We start from the raw sequence: 22,133 nt of genomic DNA on the forward strand, positions 1-22,133 counted from the left end.
GGACGTCATGAATGCTATCCAGGAAGACATTGGACGACAGACGAAGGTGCTCGTTGCCAGTGCAGCCGTCGTGTTGATCGCAGGCGCATATCTCGCCTACAGCTACTCCGGGGCTGCCTCAGTCAATCAGTCGGCCGTGAATGCCGTCCTGCGGAATGGAAGCACTCCGGTCGTCGAAAGCGAACACTACAGTGAAGTGCTCGAAAAATACAATGTCAGGAACGCTTCCGCTGCATCACAATCGAAAGAGACCTACGTGTCAGTGTTTTCCTCGCGGCCGCAGACCGTACCGCCCGCGCCAGCACTTGCACGAGCCGAGGCATATCAGCTACAGGCGCCAACTACGCCATTTCCACCTGCCCCTTCGGACGGAATTGCGGAGCCGTCCCAACGCCCCGCCCCTGGCCAGGCACCGTCCGAACCACCCGATCCGAAACAACAGGAGCGCCTGGCACAGCAAACTGAAGGGCTCTTGCAGAATTGGGCTGCGGTGCCGCACTCCACCGCTCGGATCGGTGAAATCGAACGTACACGCCTGCCCGACAAGCCGGCAATACGCCTCGATGCACTGGCGCCTCACGGTAAAGCCGAATCCCGGCAGCCACACCTGGTCGTGCCGGTGTTCTCGCTAGTGCCTGCCCTTCTGGGAACGGACATCGATACCGACGAAGACTCGATGGTTGAAGCCTTCATTCCATCGGGAGCATTTGCGGGCGCTACGTTGTATGCGATGGGCTACAAACGCATGAACGACAGCGTGGATATGACGTTCACGTTCATGAAATGGAAAAATCGGAGCTATCGCATCAACGCCAAGTCGATCGACAAGAGCACGATGCGCAGTTCCTTGTCAGGTGAAGTGAACAACCGCTACTTTTCCCGAATCCTCCTGCCGGCCCTGGCAATCGGACTGGCGAGAACCGGGCAGTTGTTCGAGCAGGCAAATACGCAAACGGTCGTCACACCGTTTGGAGGCCAGATTCAGTCGCGTTCCGGCTCGCCATCAGGCAGGACCATTGCCGGTGCGATCGCAAGTGGCGCCGCCGAAGAAGCAGGCCAGGTGCTGCGTGCGGATGCAGCACAGCTTCCCGTTAAACAGGTGCTCATCCCACGCAACGAAACAATCGGTATCCGGTTCATAGACCCGGTCGTTAGCAGCGACGAGGTCGAGCCGCAGGTAGACAAGAAACAGGATGCCATGCCTGCCCCGGCGGCACCGGAATCGGCAGGTAAAAGCCAGCCGGACACAGCTGTCCATCAGCGCTAGATTTCCAATACGAGGCATTCAGATGACCAACGAAAATTCTCCGAATGACGAACCGGAAGCAGCACCAGATGTATTCGATATGGCTCTGCCTCGCGAAACGACGCCTCCCCCTCACGACACGCTCGCTGGCATGCGAAGCACGAGCACGAATGACGGCGATGCACTCGCCAGTATCGGCCCCCGCCATTTTGCGGGGCTGGCCGTAGCCATCGCCGTCGTCTGGCTCGCATGGCCTGCGGAAAACTCTAAAACACCTTCGACCGAGAACTCCCCTGTGCTAAACACGCAACTCAGATCGACGACATCTCGTTCCACCCCACTCCCGAACGATCGGACAGGACAGAACACTGCGCCACGTGGCCCATCCGGAAAACAAGTCGCCCTCCCGCGCGACGGCCCTGGGGCAACTGGTAGCCAGCAGCTGGAAATGGCAGGGGAGATCATCCAGGCACAGGCACAGCAAGCTGCCGCACTGGTAGCGGCTATCGATAATCTTGGCGCGCGCCTTGCTGTTGTGGAGGCACGTCTGAGTGCACCGGACAAACCCAGCCTTGAATTACCCGGGCACTCGGCAAAAAACAAGAACAGTCCAAGGGAGAAACAGGTCCGTTCAAACGAACGAGCTCGAACATCGGCCGACAGAGTTGCAGCGCCTGTTGTGCCTGGCTATTCGCTCAACACGATTTATACCGGACAGGCCTGGATAGTACGCGATGGGCATCTGAACGTTGTGCAGCGAGGCGACGTCATCGAAGATTTCAAGGTCATCCGTATCGATGCGCGCGAACACCAGGTGCTGACGTCACGCGGCATCATCCGCTAGAGGATGTCATGGATATCTCAGCGATGCTCGTCAATTTTGCGAAAGAATTTCCGGTCGCAATGTGGAGGATTTTATGGGCATTAGGTGCGCTGGTAGGCATGCTGTATGTCGGGAGTGCCTTGCTGCGCATGTCGCGTGCATCTCGTTTGCCCGGACAAAGCGCCGTGACCGTCGGCGATATCCTGCCGATCATCATCGTCGGCTCGCTGCTGCTCAACTTGCGGCTCTTCATCAACACGACCTGGAATTCAATGGCGTCAGGCGCAATCAGCTATGGCCCGGTAGCTTATGCACAAGCCGCAGAATTCGGGAAGATGGCCGACGCCATCAATGCGGTGCTGACGCTCGCAAGCGTCGCCGGCGGATGCTATTTCTTCAAGGGCGTCACGCTACTCAAGAAGGCGACTGTCGAAGGACAGTCTTCGCACGGCGCCGATGATACGGTCTGGCGCGCCTTGACGCATATGGTCGGCGGATCGCTGCTGGTGCAGATCGGCGACACCATCGAACGGTTCCGGCAGTCCGCTCATCTTTTTTGGTAACCGTTCACTCACCACGAAGGAGCAAAAAATGAACTTTCATAATGCTTGGAATTCAGCAGGCAATGGCCTTCTTCAAGCCCATTTGCGCCTGACAGCAACGCGCGACGCCATGTCAGGTTCTTCGCGCGAGCACCGGCTGATGCTCGTCAGCGCGGCCATCGTATGTGGCGGCCTTCTGGTGGCGACCGCCGCCTCGGCACAAGGCAGCGACGGTATCGCTGGCTTGGTGAACAAGGCCGGCACACAGGCAGATAGTGTGAAACTATCCCTGGGTAAGGTATTCGCTGCGGCTGGCTTCGCCGGCGCTGGCTTCGGTGGATGGAACTGGTGGCGGAAGGGAAAAGAGGGCGAGCAAAGCCATATCAAGGGCAGCCAGATTTTCGTTCCCATTCTTGCTGGTGCAGCACTGGGCGCCATCGGTTTTGTCATGATCAAGGCGGGCGAATCGGTCGGTATACAGCGTAGCGACATGGGCGTGGTTCCGACCTGACATTCACTTGGATGGGCGGCTGCAATACGCCGCCCAGAAAATCATGAACTTCGATACGAACAATGCCGACACCGAGGCCAGGGCGGACGACGCTCCGGTGCCCGAGGAATCGCTGGGCCAGGGCTTCGACACGCCCCTGTTTCCCTCGCTGCTGATCTCCACGAAGAGCCGCATCTGGGGCGATGCAGCGCCGGGCGCTACCGAACCCGCTGCTTCCGGTTTTACTGCCACGGACCTGCGCGACCGGGCTCTGAGACGCGACAAATTCCGATGCCGCTTCTGCGGATTCGAAAGCCGGAACAACGGCATTCACAATGCCAACGACAATCACAACGACATCCGCGAAGATAACCTGTGGACCGCCGACCAGTTATGCCACGGATGGAGCCATCTTGGCGAACTCGGTGCCGACGACGCCGTCGTTGCCTATCTTCCCGGCCTGTCGGGCCAGGATGTGAACCACCTCCAGCGCTCGATGATGGTTGCGCTGGAAAGTGGCGACGACGATGAGCGGGCCGATGCACTGGCCCTGCTCAACTGGGCCGCGTCGCATCGCGACTATGTGAAGCAGGTTTGGGGGACTTTTTCCCCGGCTGCCTTCTCCGATGCGCTGGCGCGCCTCAACGACGAGCAGCGGGGACTGCGTGAAATAGTATTCCACAATCTCGCGCTCGTGTTCCACCCCGCGCCGCTTGCGTCCCATGCCGCCAAATGGGTCGCCGAGGCATACGCACCGTATCCATTGCAGCGGTGGCGCCAGGTGCACCACGACGTCATGAACGCGCCTATCTGAAGGGAACCGTGATGAAACTGCTCGAATCAGGTGTCGAGGCGGCAGAAGACATCCTTGCGTTTCTGGCCAAGTACATGATCGGGCGCGACCTGGCAAGCTACTGCGAGCTTGCCACGGCCGTGGGGCTCACTGACGAAGACATCAAGCGCCGACCCGGACTTCGCGATCCCTACACGCTGGTCACACGCGACAACGCCTTGCTGAGCGTTTTTGACGTCCAGGGAACTTACCAGATTCAATCGCCGGACGACTTCGAAAAAATGATCGAGAACCTGAGAATCAGGCAAAACGGCTACATGCGCAAGCACGGCCACTCCCTTACATTTTCTTTCGAGCGTGACCCGGACCGCGCACTCGATGAGCTCATGCGCCTGGCCGAGCCGCAGATCAACACGGCGCGCCGCATCGGCATCAGATCGGAGGACATCATCCTCGATCGGGTACGCCGCAACGCCCCCTTGGTCGCATGGGAGCAGAACCTGCTGGTCGTCTACACCCACATGAGCGTGATGACAAAGGAAGAAAGCAAGCGGGAACTGAAATTGCGCAGGCAAGAAGCCGTGGATCACAAGTTGCCACGAATCGAGCATGGCCAAAGCCCGGCATCGGTTCTGATCGCGTTGAAGTACCGGCACGATGCGATGCTCGACCGAATTCGCCTGGACTATGAGCGCTGCGGCCCGGATGGCAAGCTGGGAGTGATGATGCGGCAGATGAGCGCTCATGAGGCGGTAAAAGCCGTGCGCGTCATGGTCAACCGGGAGCGCACCTCCCAGAAATTCCGCCCTACCCTGCCCGGCGACCGTTTCACGCCGCATGGCAGGGAAGACAAGCGCGATGCTTCGGACCTGACCGCGCCGCTAATCAGCTACCAGATCTGCACGAACGATGTGCGCACGAAGGGCGAGTTCATTCAGACCGATGAACTCGTGCATGGGAACCTCTCCATCGAACTCGGTCCGCAGGACCCACTCTCCTTCTCCGCCTTGCTCGACAATGTCGACCGTGAAATTCCCTGGCGCATACGCATTGACCTGAGTCCGGGCGGACTCGATGAAATGCGCGGACGGCAGATGATGGTGGCGTTCGTTGGCATGCTTCCAGCTAACCGGCAGATCCGCCAGTCCTTTGTCGACCTCGTCGAACGCAGCAAGGAAGATGCGATCTGCTCGATGAAGATCACGATATCGACCTGGTCCTCAACCGAGATCGGTACCCGGCGCCGCATGGCCGCACTGGAAAAAGCGCTCCAGGCATGGGGAACATGCCTGGTCACCTCCGTCCATGGCGATCCTGTCGGCGCATGGGCATCGACCATTCCCGCGTTCACGACGAGGAACCTGGCGAACCGGCTGGTCCCTCCGCTCCCGGATGCCCTGCGCATGCTGCCATTGCAGCGCCCCGCTACGCCGTGGAGCACAGGCGGAAACATGCTGATGCGGACCCTGGACGGGAAGATCTATCCGATTCAGCTTGGCAGCCGCCTCCAGGACACCTGGATCGACCTGTTCGCCGGCACCCCTGGCTCGGGGAAGTCCGGCTTGCTCAGTGCGATGTGCAGCGCCACCCTTCACAACGCCGGGAACGTCAAACTGCCGCTGATGATGATTGTCGAAGTCGGGCCCTCATCCATCGGACAAATACAGCTGATCCGCGATTCGCTCCCCGCGCCACGAAAAAACGAAGCGATTTACCTCCGGCTGCAAAACTCGCCCGAATTCGCGGTGAATCTGTTCGATACCCAACTGGGCGCACGTTTCCCCACAGCGCGGGAAGCGGATTTCCTGATCGACTTTCTCAACGCACTGTGCGCAGACCCTGAGCGACGAGCGGCACCTGCGGACTGTGCGCGTGTCAACACCCTCCTCCTGTCCATCGCGTATGAGGATCGAGCCGGCAAGGCGCAGCATCTCTACGAGTCGCATGTAGCTCCCGAAGTCGATGCGGTCCTCGCCAGCTCGGGACTGCGGGCGGAATTCGACGACGAATGGTGGAGCTCGGCAACGTGGTACGAGGTAACCGACATGCTGTTCGAACGCGGCTTCATCCGCGAAGCCTCGTACGCGCAACGCCAGGCAGTTCCGTGCCTGCCCGACTTTACCGCCTGTCTCAATCACGAAACCATTCGCCATTTGTTCGGCGAGGCGAGGCTCGACGGCAACGGCGAGTCCATACTGACATACATGCGCCGCTGCTTTACAGTGGCCGCGACCAGCTACGCGCTCTTTAATTCAAGAACAAGGTTCGAACTCAATAGCGAGACGCGCGTGGTCGCGATCGATCTGAACGATGTCATTGGCAGCAAGACGCCTGAAGGCAACGTGAAGTCGGCAATCATGTTTCTGTTTGCGCGACACATGGCAGCAAAAAATTACTTCCTGCGCGAAGAAACGCTACTCCCCGTTCTGCCGCCGCCGTATCACGCATACCACCTCAAGCGCGTGGCGGAAATCCAGGACGAAAAGAAGGTGGAGTTTTTTGACGAAACGCACAATGCAGGAGGGCTCAAGCCCTTCGAGGAAACGCTGATCAAGGACGGGCGCGAGGGGCGCAAAGCCGGGGTGAGGGTCGTTGCTTCATCCCAGTACCTTACCGATCACCCGCCGGCACTGCGAGCCGCTGCCACCTCGTTATATGTCTTGCGCGGTGGCAATCTTGGGGACGAAGCGGTCCTGCGCGACGAGTATGGCGTGTCGAGCGAAGCGATCCGCCGCCTCCAGCTCGAAGCTGTCGGGCCGGGTCCTGACGGCGTGAACTTCCTGGCCCTGTTCAAAACCAAAGTCGGCTTCGTCGTTCAAATGCTGACCAATACCGTCGGCCCGATTGAGCTTTGGGCCTTCTCGACAACGCTGGAAGACGTGGCGCTACGTACCCGTCTCTACAAACGCATCGGCACCTACGCGGCCAGAAAGATACTGGCGGAGCATTTCCCACTGGGCACTGCGATCGAGACAATAGAGCAGATGCGTGCCGCCGCCTCCAGCACCGAAGACGCAACGGTAATCGAGCAGCTCGCGAACAATCTGGCGGCCGCTTACGCAGCCACTACTCATAGGCAGATACCAACATGAAGACCATCAAACTTCGCCGCGCACCCTGTGCCTTGTTTCTTGCAGGAATGATAGCAAATACCCCGGCATCGGCATCAGGCTATCCCGTGTTCGACGCTGCTGTTCTGGCCGCCGTCAATCTCGTAAACTCGTCGGTCATCGCGCTGAACACCAGTGTTTCCAATCTCCTTTACAACATCGGGATGGGGATTAATCAGAACGGACAAAAAGTCGCGAGCACGATCGAAGCGGCATCGAAGTCTCAGCGCGATTTCGATACCGTGCAGCAGACTAACCGCCGCCTCGAAGATGCGCGCCAGCGCTACGACATACCATCGAGCATATGCGCTGAATCGGCATCCGGGGGCGCGGCCCGGGTTGCCGAGTTCGCTGCGGCGACGAGAGGCGGCATTCGTCCGGGCGGCGGTGGCGCCATCGGCAATTACCAGATTGCCCAGGCCGTCAATACGCCTCCCGTGGCGCAGGGAGTCGATGCGTCCCGGGCAGCAAGAATCCATGCGCAGTTCTGCGATGCCGACGATCATGCCGCATATGGAGGATCCCAGTCCTGCCCCTCCATATCGGCCAGCATGCCTGGCGCGGACAAGCGCTTCGACACCATCCAGATGGGTGCCGGGCCGAATGGCAAGAAGCAGGATCTGACGTACTCGCAACAGCAGATCGATGCGGCCCGGATGTATGTGCAAAACACCACGCGCCGGTCCATAGGTCCGCAGCTACGCAAGCTGGAAGCCGACACCGCCGCCGGCGCCCAGTACATCGGCCTGATGAACCAGTACAACGCGATCACCTCCGCTGCGGCCGATCCACAAGAACAGCGCATTGCCGACAGCCAGCCCAGCCCGGTGACCAAAGAGCTGCTGAGCGAGGCGCTCACCTCACCGGCCGCAAGGAGCTACTACGCGCTGATCGCATCCGCCAACGCAAAAGCGAGCGGAACCATGTCGGCACGGGAATTCGAAGCGTTCGAGGTTGGCCGGCGGTACGCAAACACGGCCTATCAGCAGGATTTACAAGCCATGGCGGGAGATAACCTGGTGCGTGAACTCATTCGCGTCAATTCCCTCAACAGCTGGCTCATGTTGTCCATGAAGAACGAACTTCAAAAAGCGAACATGATCAACGGAATGGCCTTGTCCAGCCAGGCGAGGCAGGAATTCGAGCCGATACTCGCACTGAAATACCGATCGGTTCCTGGCCGAGTTACGCAGTAACGCCATACCGTATAGCACCAGGAGAACCATCATGTCGCTCAGGAACATCGTGATCTGCGCCTGCAAGGCAGGGGCAACTCTTCTACGCATGCCCTCCCGCGCGATCAAGAAGAATGTCGACGCATTCCGACAGGCGAGAGACAATCATCGTCGCAATATCGCCTACATCCGCGATTTGTTCGACGGCATCCGTACGCAGGCAAAGGCGCGACAGGCCGTTGACGACACCGGCGATATCGAGTCCTTCCAGGCAATGATGGACAGGCGCGCTGCAAATGCACCGTCAGTCGACATGCTGACGCGGCATTTTTTACGCCAGAAGCGGTGGGCGCTTGCTGCCGCTGCCCTGTTCACAGTGCTTGCAATCGGCGCAATCGCGTCCGGGCACATGCTCGGAATCGCCACCCTGCTGTCGGCGCTACCCCTGTTCTTCATGGCCTCGCTGTCGGCACAACTTCGGCTCTGGCAACTCCGCAACAAACGGTTGTCGCCGTCGGAAAAAGGCGGGCTGCAGGACTTCATCAAGGAGATCGACGGCTGGTACTGGGAGGTTCTGGATCCCGAGCTTGGAAAATCGTCAGGAGAGCGAAGGTGAAACTACAGCGATGGGTCCAATTCGCTATCGCAGCATGCGTCTCCGTTCCCGCACTCGCCGGTGACGGCTCCTCGCTGTCAGCAATCGGCGAGGCCGCCAAACGGTCCGGCGACAAGAGCAGGCAAGCTCTCGTCTCAATTTTCGGCGATGTCGTCAACAACCCGCTTGCAATCGCCGGCGGCGGGTCCGATACCATACTCGCCAATCTGTTTCAGGTGACCAATGCGGGCCTGCTCGTCATCGGCGGCATTTTTGCCTGTTATGTCTGGTGGCACCAGCTCAGCCAGGTCGCCCACGAAGGGACTGTTTTCGGAAAATCCCAAACAACAATGTGGGGACCGGTACGTCTGGTTTGGGGCATTGCCAGCCTGGTTCCAACCGCGAACGGATGGGCCTTGTCGCAGCTGCTCATGCTGTGGGCAGCGTCCCTGTTCGGCGTGGGCATTGCCAACCTGGGCACCGATGCCGCAGTCGCCGCGTTCAACAATGGCAAGGGAATGATTGTTCAGCCTGCGATGCCCGACACGGTCTCTCTCGCCCGCTCTGTTCTCGAGGCAGATCTATGCATGCATTCCATGAATGCTGGCCAAGCCCTGGCGGTAGCGAATGGCGGCTTCAGCTACGCGGGCGAATATGTTCAGCAGTTCAGTACAGCCAGCGGTTTCATCCTGCGTAGTCCAAGCCAGGGAAAGATTTGTGGCGGTGCCGGACTTGACGCGAAACTGCTCGAAGCAACACCACAGGGAGTTCAGTGGTTCGGATCGAGCATTGATACCAGCCCGATCTATCGTGCCCATCTGACTGCACTAAACCGCATGCAGCAGTTTCTTTCACAGGAGGCACTTGCCTTTGTCAACGCATCCATGTCCCAGCTTAACGGTATGGACACACAGTTGCCCGACATGTCGATCGCTATCCAACGCGCGGCGCTTGCGTACGAAGCATCGGTCAATCAGGAAGCCGGCCTAAAAGCGGGCAGCATCGGCGACCTCGCTGCCAAGCTGAGCGACAGAATCAAGGATGGCGGATGGTGGACTTTGGGGGCCTGGTATCAAACTTTTGCTCATGCAAACAGCAAGCTTTCGAATGCCGTGGCGGCCAAGGCGCAAACATACGGCGAAGGCTTTGCTGGCGACCAAGGGGTCTCAAGCGTCCGCGTCGCGGTACAGAAGCTTTACCGTACTCAGCAAGCCAACGACACGAACGCGGTTGCCCTCGGACAGACCACAAGCGTCACGAACACCGACACAAGCAAATTTCTCGGTTCAATCTTCGAAAAACCCGGCCAGAAAATAGTCTATTACATGGTCAATCTCGATGTCGGCAGTGGCGGCGGCGGAACAACCAATCCCCTGATCAAGATGAAAAATCTCGGCGATTACACGTTGATATCCGCAGAGGCCGCCACCGTAACCTATGTCGGTGTCAAAGCAGCTGCATCGGTCGCGGAGGGAGTCAATGCTGTAGCCGTGGTCACAAACGTCGTCACCGGCGCCGGCAATGCCATTGCCGGCGCGGTCGAGGCCGCAACGCCATTTTTCTTGATGATAATAATTCCTGTATTTCTGATTGGCGCAGGGCTGTCCATCTACCTTCCGCTGATTCCGTTCATCATGTGGTTTGGCGCCATCATTAACTGGTTAGTGGTCGTTCTGGAGGCGATTATTGCCGCGCCGTTATGGGCAATCACGCATCTGAGCGGAGAAGGCGATGGAATGGGGGCCAAATCAGCGCACGGATACATTTTTCTGTTGAATGTCATGGCGCGCCCAATGCTTATGGTGATAGGATTTTTCGGGGGCGGCGCTATTTTGGTGGTTGGCGGAACATTTCTGAATGAAATATTTGGAATTGCCATAGCCAATATTCAGTTTGATTCGATAACTGGACTCGTCAGTATGGTTGCCCTGCTGTTTGTTTACTTTGCAATTTGCCTGACGCTCATTCACAGTTGCTTCAATTTAATTTTTATCGTACCCGATCAGGTCATTAACTGGGTTGGCGGCACCGCGTCACCAGTTGTTGGGCGCGATACGAACGATGCTGTGAAGAGCTCGGTGAATGTCCTGATGAGCAGACTGGAGCACATGAGAAAGGGCGCGCCTCCCGATTCAGGGACGCGCCACAAATCTGGCAACGGCATTAAACGATAGAGGCCTTCAAAATGCAAAAACTGATTTCCCGACTTTTCGCACTCTATTTGATTTCATTAATCCTGATCGTACCTGCATCGATTGTTCACCTATGGGACTTCAGCTTTAATTCGTTATCCGCCGACAAGCGAGAAACGCTTTTTTCCTTCGCCATCTGGACATTCGGGGGATTCATCGTTTTGGTAAAGCTGATGAAATACCGGCACGACGCGCTCAGGAAAACAATCCAGCTTATCAAGCCGGACAATTACCAGGCAACCATCGAGATAAGTGGTCCCCACGCATGTGAATATTTTGGAATCGACCACAAGAACGACCACCTTCTGTTGGTCGATATCAAGCAAAAGATCGCGCGGTGCGAGAGGATTGACTTCCTGCGCGCATGGAAAATCGAAGGGGATGGATTTAAAACGTACGTCCTGTTTAGCTTCAACAGCTTCGAGTTATCCACTCTAAAGATTTTCATCTCGCCAGCTCACCGGCACGACCTGGCGGCCAAGCTCAATCTCGCTCTTCAATACTAATTTTCATATGCGGTCGGAAATTCAATGAGCGGGGTAGCATTCGATCAGCAGGACTGGCGCGCCCTCGACTGCTCGGCAACAGACAACGGCGTGGTCAGTCGCGCTGTTCCACTGCTCAACCAGGATGACGGACGCAACGTCTGCTGACCAATCTCAATGCCGGCATAGAGTCAGATTGTTATTTTTCGTATTGAATATATTATACAAAAGCAGCCATGCAATATGCTTTTCCCGGAAAGCTCCCGATGCAACCCGTTACCGCGCCACCTCCAGACGTTCCTCCGTGCTTGATCCAGGCTGCAGCCGACTACGCCCTGCCCGCGCGCGCAATCTTGGGCATATTGCATACTGAAGGCGGCCGGAGCGGAACAATCAGCCGGAACACTAACGGCACACGGGACCATGGTCCCTTCCAGATTAACACCGTCTGGGCCAGGAAACTTGAGGCGGCATTCGGAATTTCCCCATTTACTCTGACTCACGACTTCTGCTGGTCGGCACGAGCTGCCGCCTATATCGTGCGTTACGAAATAAACCTAGCTAACGGAAATTTTTGGGATGGCGTTGGACACTACCATTCCCGTACAGCCAAGCACAAAGCGCAGTACATCCGGAAAGTGTATTTGAACTCCCTGAAGTTTTGAGGTGACGCATGGAGAGGCACGACGTCAAGCGCGACGACATGGGAACGGTCTACGTTGGCATCACCGCCATCTTTAGCGGCATGCTGTACGTGGTGTGGCTTGCGGCCCACGGAGACATCAGCTACTGGGGCTTGAAGTGGACGTGGCATCAACTCGGATGTGCGGATTGGGCGCTCAGCCCTGGCTTCGTCAAGCAGTGGCGCCATGAAGCGGCAACTCTTGCCTTGAATCCGGAAAGCCTCTCCCTTGAACAGCTTGTCAAGGTGATGAACAAGGCGGGCTACCTCTTCATATGGATTCCCTTGGCAATGACCCTGCGTTCCGCATGGCTTGCTCACACTCACCCGGCTAACCGAACGCGCCGCCGCATCACGGCCCAGAACCTTCCCCGGATCATGGCGAAACACTCGCCCGCAGTGATCCCGAGCCTGTACTACGGGGACCTTCTCAATACCGATCCTTACGACCACCGTAGCGCGATCAACCCGGAAGAATGGGCCGCGACGAACTCCCTGATCGTCAATGGGATGCTGGACAGGATTCGATGCCGCGCCCTTTTCGTCGCCGATCTGGGAGCGCCGGTGTCGTCGCTGAGCGATCTATCCAGGCACGAGAAGGCGATGTTTGCAATCTTTGGCGCCCGCCTTCTCGCCGACGGCGCCGACCATGGCGCAGCCCAGGTGCTGTTGGATCAGCTCAACCGCTCTTGTCACACCGGTAGCTGGAACGACAGGCGAGGCTATCCCGATCTCGCGCTTTGCGACGCCGCCTTTGCCAAGTACGCGTCCCATCCGGACGCAGAGAAGTGGCTCGCAAAGCACCCTTACCCTCGAACCCTTCTCCACGCGATGCACGCCGCAGCGCTTGCTTTCGGCCGACTGCCTTCATCACATTTCCGATGGCTCAAGGGAATTGACCGCCCGCTTTGGTATGCCTTGAACACCACTGGACGAAAGGCGCCGTTTGTCGAATCCGCAGCCGTATTCACCCAGACAATGTGGGAAGACTTTGCATCTGATCGCGGCTATCGGCTGACGCAACCCTGCGTCGACGACGCCGTTGACGGCATCGAAGCCTACCTTGTCAAAGTTGGACTTCTCTCACCTTCATCATGTACTGGAGCACCTTCATGAGAACAAAGGATGACATTTGCCTGTTCGGGCACTCGATGCTTCTGGACTTCGCTGCAACCGGAGCAAGCGGCAGCATTACCGCACTACGCCTCGACGACGGCGTGCGCTTTGCCCTTGAGGGAGCGGTGATTCGCGCTCACTTCTTTACCGAACCCTCCCCGGCAATGATCGAGCGATTTCCAAGCGAAGAGTTGGCAGAAAACGCCTTTCAATATCTCCAGAAGTTCATGCGGCGCTACGTTTTCATCCGGCGAGTCAAGAACGCGATGAAGAAAATTCTGGGCTGGGTCATCGCGCCGCTTGTAGCGCTCTTGCTTGCCCTGTCGTTGAACATTGCACTGACACGGCAATCCGATGCCAAAGCCGCGTCAGCGCAAATACAAACTTCACATAGCGGTCAAGCGTTGCCCGTTTCGTCAGGGCTCGCGGCGGCACCTCAGCGGGTCATCCCCCAGTCCTCAGAACTTGCTCGCGCGATGGCCGACGGGGCCATGGCCGAAAAATTCTCGATACGCCTATCGAAAGGCAAGGAGGGAGTCTTCTACATTTTTTCCGATCCCGGATGTTCTTACTGCCGAGCGCTCGAACCAGAACTGGCAAAACTGGCGAAGCGCTTCACAATTCATCTGTTTCCTGTCTCGGTGATCGGCGGACGACAATCGGCAGAGCGTGTCAGCCCCATCATGTGCGCTGGGACGGAACTGCGCGCGGCGGCGTGGCGGGAACTAGCCGCTGACCGCGCACCTGTTGCTCGTGGCTGCGCGGCGGGCGACGAGGCGATTGCAGCCAACAACGAAATTTTCAGGGCTGCCGGTTTGAGCGGCACTCCGGCGATCATTGCCTCGAACGGCTTCACCTATCCAGAGTCGAGTCCGAACACGGCAGCTGCGATCGCGGCATGGGCAAAAGGCGCACCTGCCAGTCAGTGAATTGAATTGTGCCGGTTGCTCGACTGCGTCCGGAACACAAGCGCAAAGGCCTACATCATGTTGGTGCGTCCACCAGGAGAAATCGATCCATCGAAGCTTGCCCGCGACACCCAGCCCAGCGGAACTCGGTTTGCCGACGCCTTGTTTCGGCCATCGAACTTCCGGAATTTTCTGCTGTTGCTCATCGCCCTGCAACTGTACATCCCACTGCTCTGGCCGGTGTGGATTTTCACCATCCTGTTTATCTCCATGTCCTTCTATAGCCGGCAGTTCCGAATGCCGCTTCGGATGCCGAAAGACCTAGGTGGGCTGGATCACGGGGACTATCGAGACGACTTGGTGGAGGACAGCTTTCTGTTTGGGTTAATCAGCAAATCGCGAATAGCACGCACTGCCATGGTCGCCGGAGGCATTTTGTACCTGGGCTATTTGCGTTCTCAATATTCGGCCGAGCAAGGCCGGGAGATGTGGCTCACTAATTCGGATGCGAGAACCCATTTGTTTCTCGCCGCGACCACTGGTGGCGGTAAAAGCGAGACCCTCCTCGGCCTGGCGTACAACGCGCTGTCCTGGGGCTCTGGCTGCGTGTATGGAGACGGCAAAGCCAGTTCAAATGTGCCTTTCTGCCTCTGGTCCCTCGCCCGCCGGCTCGGGCGCGAAGATGACTTTCTTGTGTTGAACTTTCTTACTGGAGGGGCCGATCCGTTTCTCGCCATGGTCGACCACGATGAAGGCCGTACTATCGGAAGACGCGACCTCGGCCAATCAAATTCGATGAACGCATTTGCGGATGGGTCGGCGGACTTTCTGCTTCAGTTGATGGCGTCGATCATTCCCAAAGCGACCGGAGAGGGACAGAAATGGCAGCAGCGCGCGCTGAACATGATCGACGCCGTGCTGCGCACACTCTGCTATAAACGCGCGCGTGGCGAACTGGACATATCAGTCGGCATAATCCGACACTATCTTGCACTGCCAAATCTTGTGCAGCTATATCTCGAAGGGCGCGACGGAAAAATTCCCGAGCTGGCATTCCTGCCGATCAAGGCCTACTTCGAAACTGGCCTTCCCGGCTTTAATCCCAGTCTCGCTCACGACCCATCACAGTGGGACCCCGAGATCTACAACCAGCACGGTTATTTGACCGGTGAGTTCGCGCGCACGCTGTCCATGTTGATGGACACGTACGGCCATATTTTCCTGGACAAGTATCCCGACGTCGACATCTCGGATGCGCTGCAAAACAACCGCATCCTCGTCGTCATGATCCCCTCGATGGAAAAGTCGGCGTCGGAGGCCGCAGCGCTCGGCAAGTTGTACGTCTCGGCGATGAGACTCAGCATGGCCAAGGACCTCGGTCATCACCTCGAAGGGACAAGGGCTCAAATTCTCGATACCAATCCCACCAACGCTCCAAACCCCTCCATCATCATTAACGACGAACTCCAGGCGTATTTCGCAGAAGGCATAGCGACGATGTATGCCCAGGCCCGAGAGCTGAATTACATGATGGTGGCTTCCGCACAGGACGTACAAGCGTTGAAGCGCGCCGAAGCCGGCAAGGAAGTCGGCTCGCTGATTGCCAATACCAAGATCAAATGGACCTTGGCTTTGGAAGATCCTGAAGATACCTTCGATCTGTTCCGGAAGGCAGGTGGCGACGCCTATTTCAACATGCTGGACGGATACGATGCTGTGGAAGGCACCTTTTCGACGTCGTACCGGGCTCAAACGACGACCAGGATTCAGAAACAGGATCGAATAAAACTGAGCGACCTGAAAAAACTGAATCCTGGAGAGGGCATCGTGATCTTCAAGAATTCAGCCTTGCCGTGCGCATCCTTTTACATCCGCGACGAGGACAAGAAGAGCGCGAAGCTGGCTTTGCATCTGAACCGTTTCCTCCAGATCGCGCGGCCAACGTTCCGCAAGCTGCCCCACAGTGCCGAAAAGATCGGCGAAAAGGATTCTCGCCTGGCGGACTACATTCTTGCCCAGCTTTGCCGTGGCGAGGAACAGGCATATCCCCTGCTCGACGATCCAGTCCTGACCGCCATCAAAACCGCCGCCTCCCACATGAATGAGATATCGCGGTTCAAGGTGGGCCCGGTTGAGCGTGGTATCGTACTCTTTCAGGCCGCACGCGCCGCTTTGCGAAAGGCGCGTATCGAAGGACGAAGCGGGTACATGCACAAGGCACGGCCGGACGCGGAAGGCATCGATGACAACTGGGATCTTGAAGGAACGGAAGACGGCAATGTGTGAGTACTGCCGGACGGCGTTGCCCGCCCCCTTGGGGAAAGCCACGCATGCACAAGCAATTTTCGCATCAGCGCGGACGGGGGACTTTCGACTTTGCTCGCGCGCCCGGCGCTGGGGCCAGGGTTGATTTTTCACTTGGCTTATCGTTTTTTCCTGGACCGTCAAGGGCAACACGAGTGGTTGGGTTGAGGCGACAGCTTGCTTCTACAATTGCCCCCCAGTGAAAAAAGGGCACACTGCCTACAGTGAGCACCTTCTCGCTTATGAGAAGTTTTGCCTGGTGGGCGATGACTTTAACGTGGCGCAAAGCCGGCGTGGCTGTGAGAGCATCGATTACGTCCGGGGATTCGAGCACCAGCTGGTTGGGCTTCAACCCGTCCGCAACAGGATCGGCCGCATTCTCCCATGATGAATTGCCCGGCACGCCGCTCTGAAGAATATTCTGAATCTCATCTGCGGCGCTACGCGAGAGACGCTGGAAAGCAATGAAGTCATGGTTCGCTAACTCATCGGGTTTCATCAAGCCAGGATTGATACGGTGGTCCAAAGCGACAAGAAAATCGATCACGGTAAACTGAAGACGATTTTTTTCTGCGTACTCACGCGCTGCCATGAAACCATCTTGCTTGCTTTGGTTCCCGTAAAATGCAGTCAGCGCTTCCGGATGGGCCCCTTTCAACTGGAGCCCGCAATCCCGCAGCGAAATCGTTGGCGGCACGGGCCCCTCGCAGAAATAGACAGTAGAGAGTTCAATCGCGGACGCCGGCTTTGTAACGCTACTCATCACTCACCTTTCGCTTGCTCCGCTTCCATCCGTCAACGAGGACATTGCCCATTTTCTGGCGAAACCCAACCTTGCTCACCACAGACTCCATTGTTTTCAGACTCGCCCGCGGGCTTAGCTGCAATTTTTTTACGGCTTCCATCCATCTGATCAGCGGACGCCCGGGTTTGCCGTCATGGACTAACAGGCGGTATACAGAAGGGGCGGAACGTCCAATCAAGGTCGCAAACGCTTCCTTGTCTTTTGGATTGTCCTGCAACCCGAGGAACTCGTAAAATTCCTTGATATCAAGCGCCTTTTGTATGGGTGCCGATTCCGGATGCTCGGTATAAAGCTGCAAGATCATTGCAACGACCGGATCGTTGACGGGCTCGGATAGCTGATCCTTGCCTATCAATTCTTCCCACTTCGCCAACTGAAGCCCAAACGCATCCGCAGCCATGACCTTCGTCAGGCCATTGCCAACGCGCCATCGCTCAAGATCGGCGCCGCAGATTGGGGGAGTCTGGTCGGTCATATCGATGCCGAAGAAAAAAATTGGTAAACGATTTCATCATCACAAAGTTTGATCTGCGTCTCACTTGATAGCGAAGTCAACCAAAACCATCAGAATTTTGTATAAGATAAATTATACAGAAAATGTGATTTGCCCATACTTTACTTTAGGGAAAGTAGCCAGCCGTCACATGACTTTTGTCAGCGAAACATCGAAAAGCACTATACATCACCCCAAATAGGTGCTGATATGGAAACCGCAGCGACGAATTCAGAGCAAATTCTCCCGCCTTCAGCTCCCGCAAACGCAGAAGTTCGCACCGCTCATCTGTTATGTGAGCTCGCTGAGCGTCGCGGAAATGAAAACCTTGAACGATGGAAGTCCAAGCGCGCCCTCGGCGAACCTCACCTGTCCGAGCAGCTGGTAGGTACCTGGGTCCTGGCCGACGTCGCTACTTATCATAGCATCGGCAGCGAGGCAAAGGTACGCGTACAAAACCGGATTGCCGAAAACAGTTTTGCATATCCCGGCTATGCGGAGGCATTGGGCTGGATCGACCCAGTGCTCGCCGCACGCGCAAAGCCGACTGTTGAGTTGATCATGCTCGCGGAATTTTTCTTGCAGGCAGTCAATCTCTCAGCCAAGAAAATACGTGAGCGAATCGAGCAGGCATCTCCAACACTGAGAAAGTTGCTAGCTGATTCTGCCAAAATGGAAATCATGAACGACGATCTTCGACGGCGGCTTCACTGGCTGCCCCAGACGCGCATCGAGGAAGTGCATGCTGCGATAACGTCACCAACGGGACGAGACGATGCGGTCGAAAAGCCCCATGGCCGTGATGAAAGCGATGGCGAGGCTGCCCACGTTGCCGAATCCGCGCAGATACCGTCCCACGGAAAAGTCCAGGTCGAGGTTCAAGCGGTGGCAGATTTCATTGCCGCTAACAAGGGCCTGATGCCATGGAAAATTCTCGAGAATATCTTTGGGGCCGATGAGAATCTTCAAGTACTGCTAATGAACAAAGCGCGCATGGCAGACATTCACGCAAACGTGGTGCAGCTGCTTGACGGTATCAGTGTGCAGTACATTGACGAGGTGCAGGCAGTTATCTCAAGCATTCAAGACCGCCCGGAAATGCAGCTTCCGAACGCGCCTGAGACAATGCACACTCAAGACGTGCAAGCACAAACTTCCGGATCAATCCGGACGGCTGCCGACAGGAATGGACAGCCGCCGAATACACCCGCATCTCCGGCCGCAAATCCCGTGCAGGGAATGTCGGATTCTCTTCCAGGCTTACGGCCATCGAACTCACCATCTGACCGCCCAGAAATGGCATCAGAAAGCCCGCCGCTTCCGACATCGCACGCTTACCGTCGACATTCTTCCGACGACGAGTTTCTTGCTGACGTGGACGAGCGGTCATCTACCGGTGAGCCAGAAAATCTCATTTCCGCCGACGACGAATCTTCCCACAAGCCTCTCGCGCCGGCCTCTGCAACCGAGTCGCATCAATCCCGGCGTACCGCGCAAATCGATCATCATGGACTGAACGGCTTTTCCCCTGGGATGCAGAGTTCCAACGACCGTAGTATCGAGCCGATCGGCGATCTCCTTGAGCGCATGACGTACAGCAGCCGCAAGGACGGAAGCGTCATGTATTCAATCGATGACCGCCCCGCGTTCGTTGACCACGGGGACCAACTACTCATGGTCAAGGGCACCGATCACGATGAGCTTGCGATATTGGGGGCCATACTCCTTGCAAAAGAAAAATATGGAGGGGCGTTCGAAATTACGGGAAATAGAGAGTTCGCACGCCGTGCAATCGAAGTGATGCTGAAGTACGGGATTGATGTCAGGCTGAAAAATCCCGAACAACATGCCTTGCACCGTGAGCTTGCAAACAAGGGAGAGACCGTGAAATACCTCGCGGCCTCGGCCGAACATCCGGTCGACCCGATCGATCTGAAAGCGAAGCAAAGTGCATCTGCGTCGCCCACCGCTGACGACCTGTATCCCCGATCCACGCTGTCAACAGATCTCCACGACGCCTCGCCTACCGGCTGGGATTCGCCTTCACCCGATGCCTCGGCGCCATCGCCGTCGGCCGTCAAGGTTGACCGGTTGGCAGGAAAACTGCTTGATCATGGAGAGGCACCTTTCCACAATATTCCTGACAATAAAATGAGCTACTTTGTGACGTTGGAAAATACCGATGGGGTCATCAAAACGCTTTGGGGAGTTGACTTGCCGCGTGCCCTGGCAGCAGCGAACGCGACGATGCATGATTCGATCCTGTTGAAAAACCTCGGGCAGCAGCCAGTTGAGGTGCAGCAACCGGTCCGCGACGAGAGCGGCAAAATCATTGGGCGGGAGACAATCATGAGCCACCGAAACAAGTGGGAAGTCTCCAATTTTTCGATACCTGATGGTGCAGCGTCGGCCGCCGCCAGTGGTGGACGCAGCGAAACAACACACATCAAAGCCGACATCAGCAAATCCGATGGCGCGGCCAACGCCCGAAGAAGTCCCCAGCACGACATTTCCGCACAAAGCCGCAGCCCCTCAAATTCATCCTCCAGTTCACAGCCTGTGCAGGCTGAGGATCCAATCAACCGTCTTGCAGGAACTGTGGTTAGTCTTGGCAGCGCCCCGTTACATCATAACGCGGGCAGCCCGCCAAGCTACTTCATTGAGCTCGAAAATGCTGACGGCCGACGACATACAGTTTGGGGGGCTGATCTTGCCCGGGCTACCGAGAGCGCCGGCGTGAAATCAGGGCATAGCGTTGTTCTTCAAAATTTGGGAAAGAAGTCGGTTTATGTCCCGGCCGCCGGCCTGGACGCCGAAGGAAAGGCTACGAAGGGAGCGTCGAAACGAATTCAACGCGTCGTTTGGGAAGTTGAAAATACATCCCGGCAAGCACCTCGCCCGAAAAATGCCAGCTACTCAGCCGATCAACCCGGTAGAACCTCATCCGTCTCCGAGAGAGACGTCGTCCCTCGCCCTAACGGTGCGTTCCGCCTGGATGCGAAGTGGCGTGACGAAAGTCGCCGCCCAATACCAAGTTCACGGGCTGCCATTCCAACCGCAACGGCCCGCGCGCACCGGCAGCGCCCCGGGGTGTAAGTCCGATCAACCGCCGACACGCTAACAAACAGGAGCAGACACGATGAAGGTCCATCACGGTATCGCACTCGCCCTCATCGCGAGTGTCTGTGCCTCATCTCATTCGGCATGTCGTAGTGAAGCTGCGGCTATTCAGGGCGCGCAGTATGGGTATAACCGCGACAAGACTGCGGCAATAGAAAATGAAAAACGGGAGAGTGCGTCGTCAAATGTCGTCGGACGATGCGTTGGCGGCATATCATCGATTTTGGTTGTCCCCGTTTTCCCGTCGCTTGGGGATATTTTCAATAACGCTGCCGAGAAGGCATGTCGCGTCGCAAGCGACAAGATTCGCGAGGCCACCCAAATCCCAACAATGGAGATTCCCGGGGTGCCGACCAGGTCAATACCGATTCAGTTCCCAATTGTCCCTCCTCCGCCCCCAAGCCAGACAGATCCGAATAGTACCTTCTGGAGTCGTATCTGGCGTTAGGCGGTAACGGTTAAGTGTGATCATGCGAGTTGATGGTCCATTTTTCACGTAGGAGGCCTCAAAACCGTAGCGAGCGGTGCAGGTTCCGACAAGCGCAGCCGTACGAAGATACGGTGAGCAGCGCAGCGCGAAAATTGCACCGCTCGCTACGGTTTTTCGGGGTCTGAGGTGTACTGTCAATAGTGGACACGTCCGTTTCAAGCAGCCAGCGCTTCTTTCCTGAAGTTTTCGGCGAATGATGCTGGCGACACGTAGCCAAGGCGCGAGTGGCGCCGCTGGCGGTTGTAGAAGATGTCGATATACTCCTTGATTGTTGACTCCGCGTCAGCCCGCCTGGCATNTGGCGCCGCTGGCGGTTGTAGAAGATGTCGATATACTCCTTGATTGTTGACTCCGCGTCAGCCCGCCTGGCATATCTCTGATGATGGATCATCTCGTTCTTCAAGCTGCCCCAGAAACTCTCCATGGGCGCGTTGTCATAGCAGTTCCCCCTTGCGCGACATTGACGCCCGCATACCGAACTGCGCGACCAGCTTGCGGTAGTCATCCGCGCAGTACTGGGTGCCCCGGTCCGAGTGATGGATCAAGCCAGACGCCGGGCGCTTGCTGCGTACCGCCCGCCACAACGCCTGCGCCGTCAGGTCTTGCGTCATGCGTGGCCCCATCGAATAGCCCACCAGCTCGCACGTAAAAACGTCTTTAACGCCAGCGAGGTACAGCCAACCCTCATCGGTCATCACGTACGTGATATCGGTTACCCAGGCTTCGTTAGGCCGGGTTGGCGCGAACGTTTGGTTCAACAGGTT

At 57.1% G+C, this 22,133-nt stretch carries 17 protein-coding genes and 1 pseudogene; 15 read left to right on the plus strand and 3 right to left on the minus strand.

Features of this window, described 5'->3' with window-relative positions:
• Positions 1-7: 7 nt before the first annotated feature.
• The 14 genes from traO to EJB06_RS30495 all read left to right on the plus strand — a co-directional run bounded on the left by traO (position 8) and on the right by EJB06_RS30495 (position 16,443).
• Positions 8-1,267 carry a conjugal transfer protein TraO gene (gene traO, locus EJB06_RS30430; protein WP_126077776.1) on the plus strand — a complete coding sequence of 420 codons (1,260 nt, stop codon included), beginning with the start codon at positions 8-10 and terminating at the stop codon, positions 1,265-1,267.
• A 22-nt stretch (positions 1,268-1,289) separates the two neighbouring features.
• Positions 1,290-2,090 carry a hypothetical protein gene (locus tag EJB06_RS30435; protein WP_126077777.1) on the plus strand — a complete coding sequence of 267 codons (801 nt, stop codon included), beginning with the start codon at positions 1,290-1,292 and terminating at the stop codon, positions 2,088-2,090.
• 8 nt (positions 2,091-2,098) lie between these two features.
• Positions 2,099-2,632 carry a conjugal transfer protein TraQ gene (gene traQ / locus EJB06_RS30440; protein ID WP_126077778.1) on the plus strand — a complete coding sequence of 178 codons (534 nt, stop codon included), beginning with the start codon at positions 2,099-2,101 and terminating at the stop codon, positions 2,630-2,632.
• Positions 2,633-2,660: 28 nt separating this feature from the next.
• The gene (locus EJB06_RS30445; protein ID WP_126077779.1) at positions 2,661-3,122 is read left to right on the plus strand and encodes a DUF6750 family protein; all 462 of its coding nucleotides are present in this window, start codon (positions 2,661-2,663) and stop codon (positions 3,120-3,122) included.
• Positions 3,123-3,165: 43 nt separating this feature from the next.
• On the plus strand, positions 3,166-3,915 hold the full coding sequence (locus EJB06_RS30450) for an HNH endonuclease (protein ID WP_126077780.1): 750 nt from the start codon (positions 3,166-3,168) through the stop codon (positions 3,913-3,915).
• An 11-nt stretch (positions 3,916-3,926) separates the two neighbouring features.
• Positions 3,927-6,986: a putative type IV secretion/conjugal transfer ATPase gene (locus EJB06_RS30455; RefSeq protein ID WP_126077781.1), complete on the plus strand. Its 3,060-nt coding sequence runs from the start codon at positions 3,927-3,929 to the stop codon at positions 6,984-6,986.
• Positions 6,983-8,200: a conjugal transfer protein TraW gene (gene traW / locus EJB06_RS30460; protein ID WP_126077782.1), complete on the plus strand. Its 1,218-nt coding sequence runs from the start codon at positions 6,983-6,985 to the stop codon at positions 8,198-8,200. Before EJB06_RS30455 ends, traW begins: the two co-directional genes overlap by 4 nt.
• 31 nt (positions 8,201-8,231) lie before the next feature.
• Complete coding sequence (locus EJB06_RS30465) at positions 8,232-8,795, plus strand: hypothetical protein (RefSeq protein ID WP_126077783.1); 564 nt, start codon at positions 8,232-8,234, stop codon at positions 8,793-8,795.
• Positions 8,792-10,948, plus strand: coding sequence for a DotA/TraY family protein (locus EJB06_RS30470; RefSeq protein WP_164558083.1), 2,157 nt, complete (start codon positions 8,792-8,794; stop codon positions 10,946-10,948). The genes EJB06_RS30465 and EJB06_RS30470 overlap by 4 nt, the downstream gene beginning before the upstream one ends.
• 11 nt (positions 10,949-10,959) lie before the next feature.
• Positions 10,960-11,472 (plus strand): hypothetical protein, encoded by a 513-nt coding sequence (locus EJB06_RS30475; RefSeq protein ID WP_126077785.1) that lies wholly within the window; start codon positions 10,960-10,962, stop codon positions 11,470-11,472.
• Between the two features lie 24 nt (positions 11,473-11,496).
• Entirely contained in the window at positions 11,497-11,619 is a 123-nt protein-coding gene (locus EJB06_RS32935) for a hypothetical protein (protein WP_267876922.1), read from the plus strand.
• A gap of 505 nt (positions 11,620-12,124) precedes the next feature.
• On the plus strand, positions 12,125-13,249 hold the full coding sequence (locus EJB06_RS30485; protein ID WP_126077787.1) for a secretion/conjugation apparatus DotM-related subunit: 1,125 nt from the start codon (positions 12,125-12,127) through the stop codon (positions 13,247-13,249).
• Entirely contained in the window at positions 13,246-14,178 is a 933-nt protein-coding gene (locus EJB06_RS30490) for a DsbC family protein (RefSeq protein WP_164558084.1), read from the plus strand. Before EJB06_RS30485 ends, EJB06_RS30490 begins: the two co-directional genes overlap by 4 nt.
• A gap of 57 nt (positions 14,179-14,235) precedes the next feature.
• Positions 14,236-16,443, plus strand: a complete 2,208-nt coding sequence (locus EJB06_RS30495) for a hypothetical protein (RefSeq protein WP_126077789.1) — start codon at positions 14,236-14,238, stop codon at positions 16,441-16,443.
• A 64-nt stretch (positions 16,444-16,507) separates the two neighbouring features.
• Here the strand turns inward: EJB06_RS30495 and EJB06_RS30500 are convergent, their stop codons facing one another.
• Together EJB06_RS30500 and EJB06_RS30505 are read right to left on the minus strand one after the other, a co-directional pair.
• Positions 16,508-17,224 (minus strand): hypothetical protein, encoded by a 717-nt coding sequence (locus tag EJB06_RS30500; protein WP_126077790.1) that lies wholly within the window; start codon positions 17,222-17,224, stop codon positions 16,508-16,510.
• Positions 17,217-17,741 (minus strand): hypothetical protein, encoded by a 525-nt coding sequence (locus EJB06_RS30505; RefSeq protein WP_126077791.1) that lies wholly within the window; start codon positions 17,739-17,741, stop codon positions 17,217-17,219. Before EJB06_RS30505 ends, EJB06_RS30500 begins: the two co-directional genes overlap by 8 nt.
• A 228-nt stretch (positions 17,742-17,969) precedes the next feature.
• Here EJB06_RS30505 and EJB06_RS30510 point away from each other — a divergent pair, with 228 nt between their 5' ends.
• Entirely contained in the window at positions 17,970-20,855 is a 2,886-nt protein-coding gene (locus EJB06_RS30510; RefSeq protein ID WP_126077792.1) for an LPD7 domain-containing protein, read from the plus strand.
• Positions 20,856-21,524: 669 nt separating this feature from the next.
• Here the strand turns inward: EJB06_RS30510 and EJB06_RS30520 are convergent.
• A pseudogene (locus tag EJB06_RS30520) lies at positions 21,525-22,133 on the minus strand (IS3 family transposase); the annotation flags it as partial.

The organism is Massilia atriviolacea, assembly GCF_003953935.1.
Taxonomy (GTDB): Bacteria; Pseudomonadota; Gammaproteobacteria; order Burkholderiales; family Burkholderiaceae_D; genus Telluria_A; species Telluria_A atriviolacea.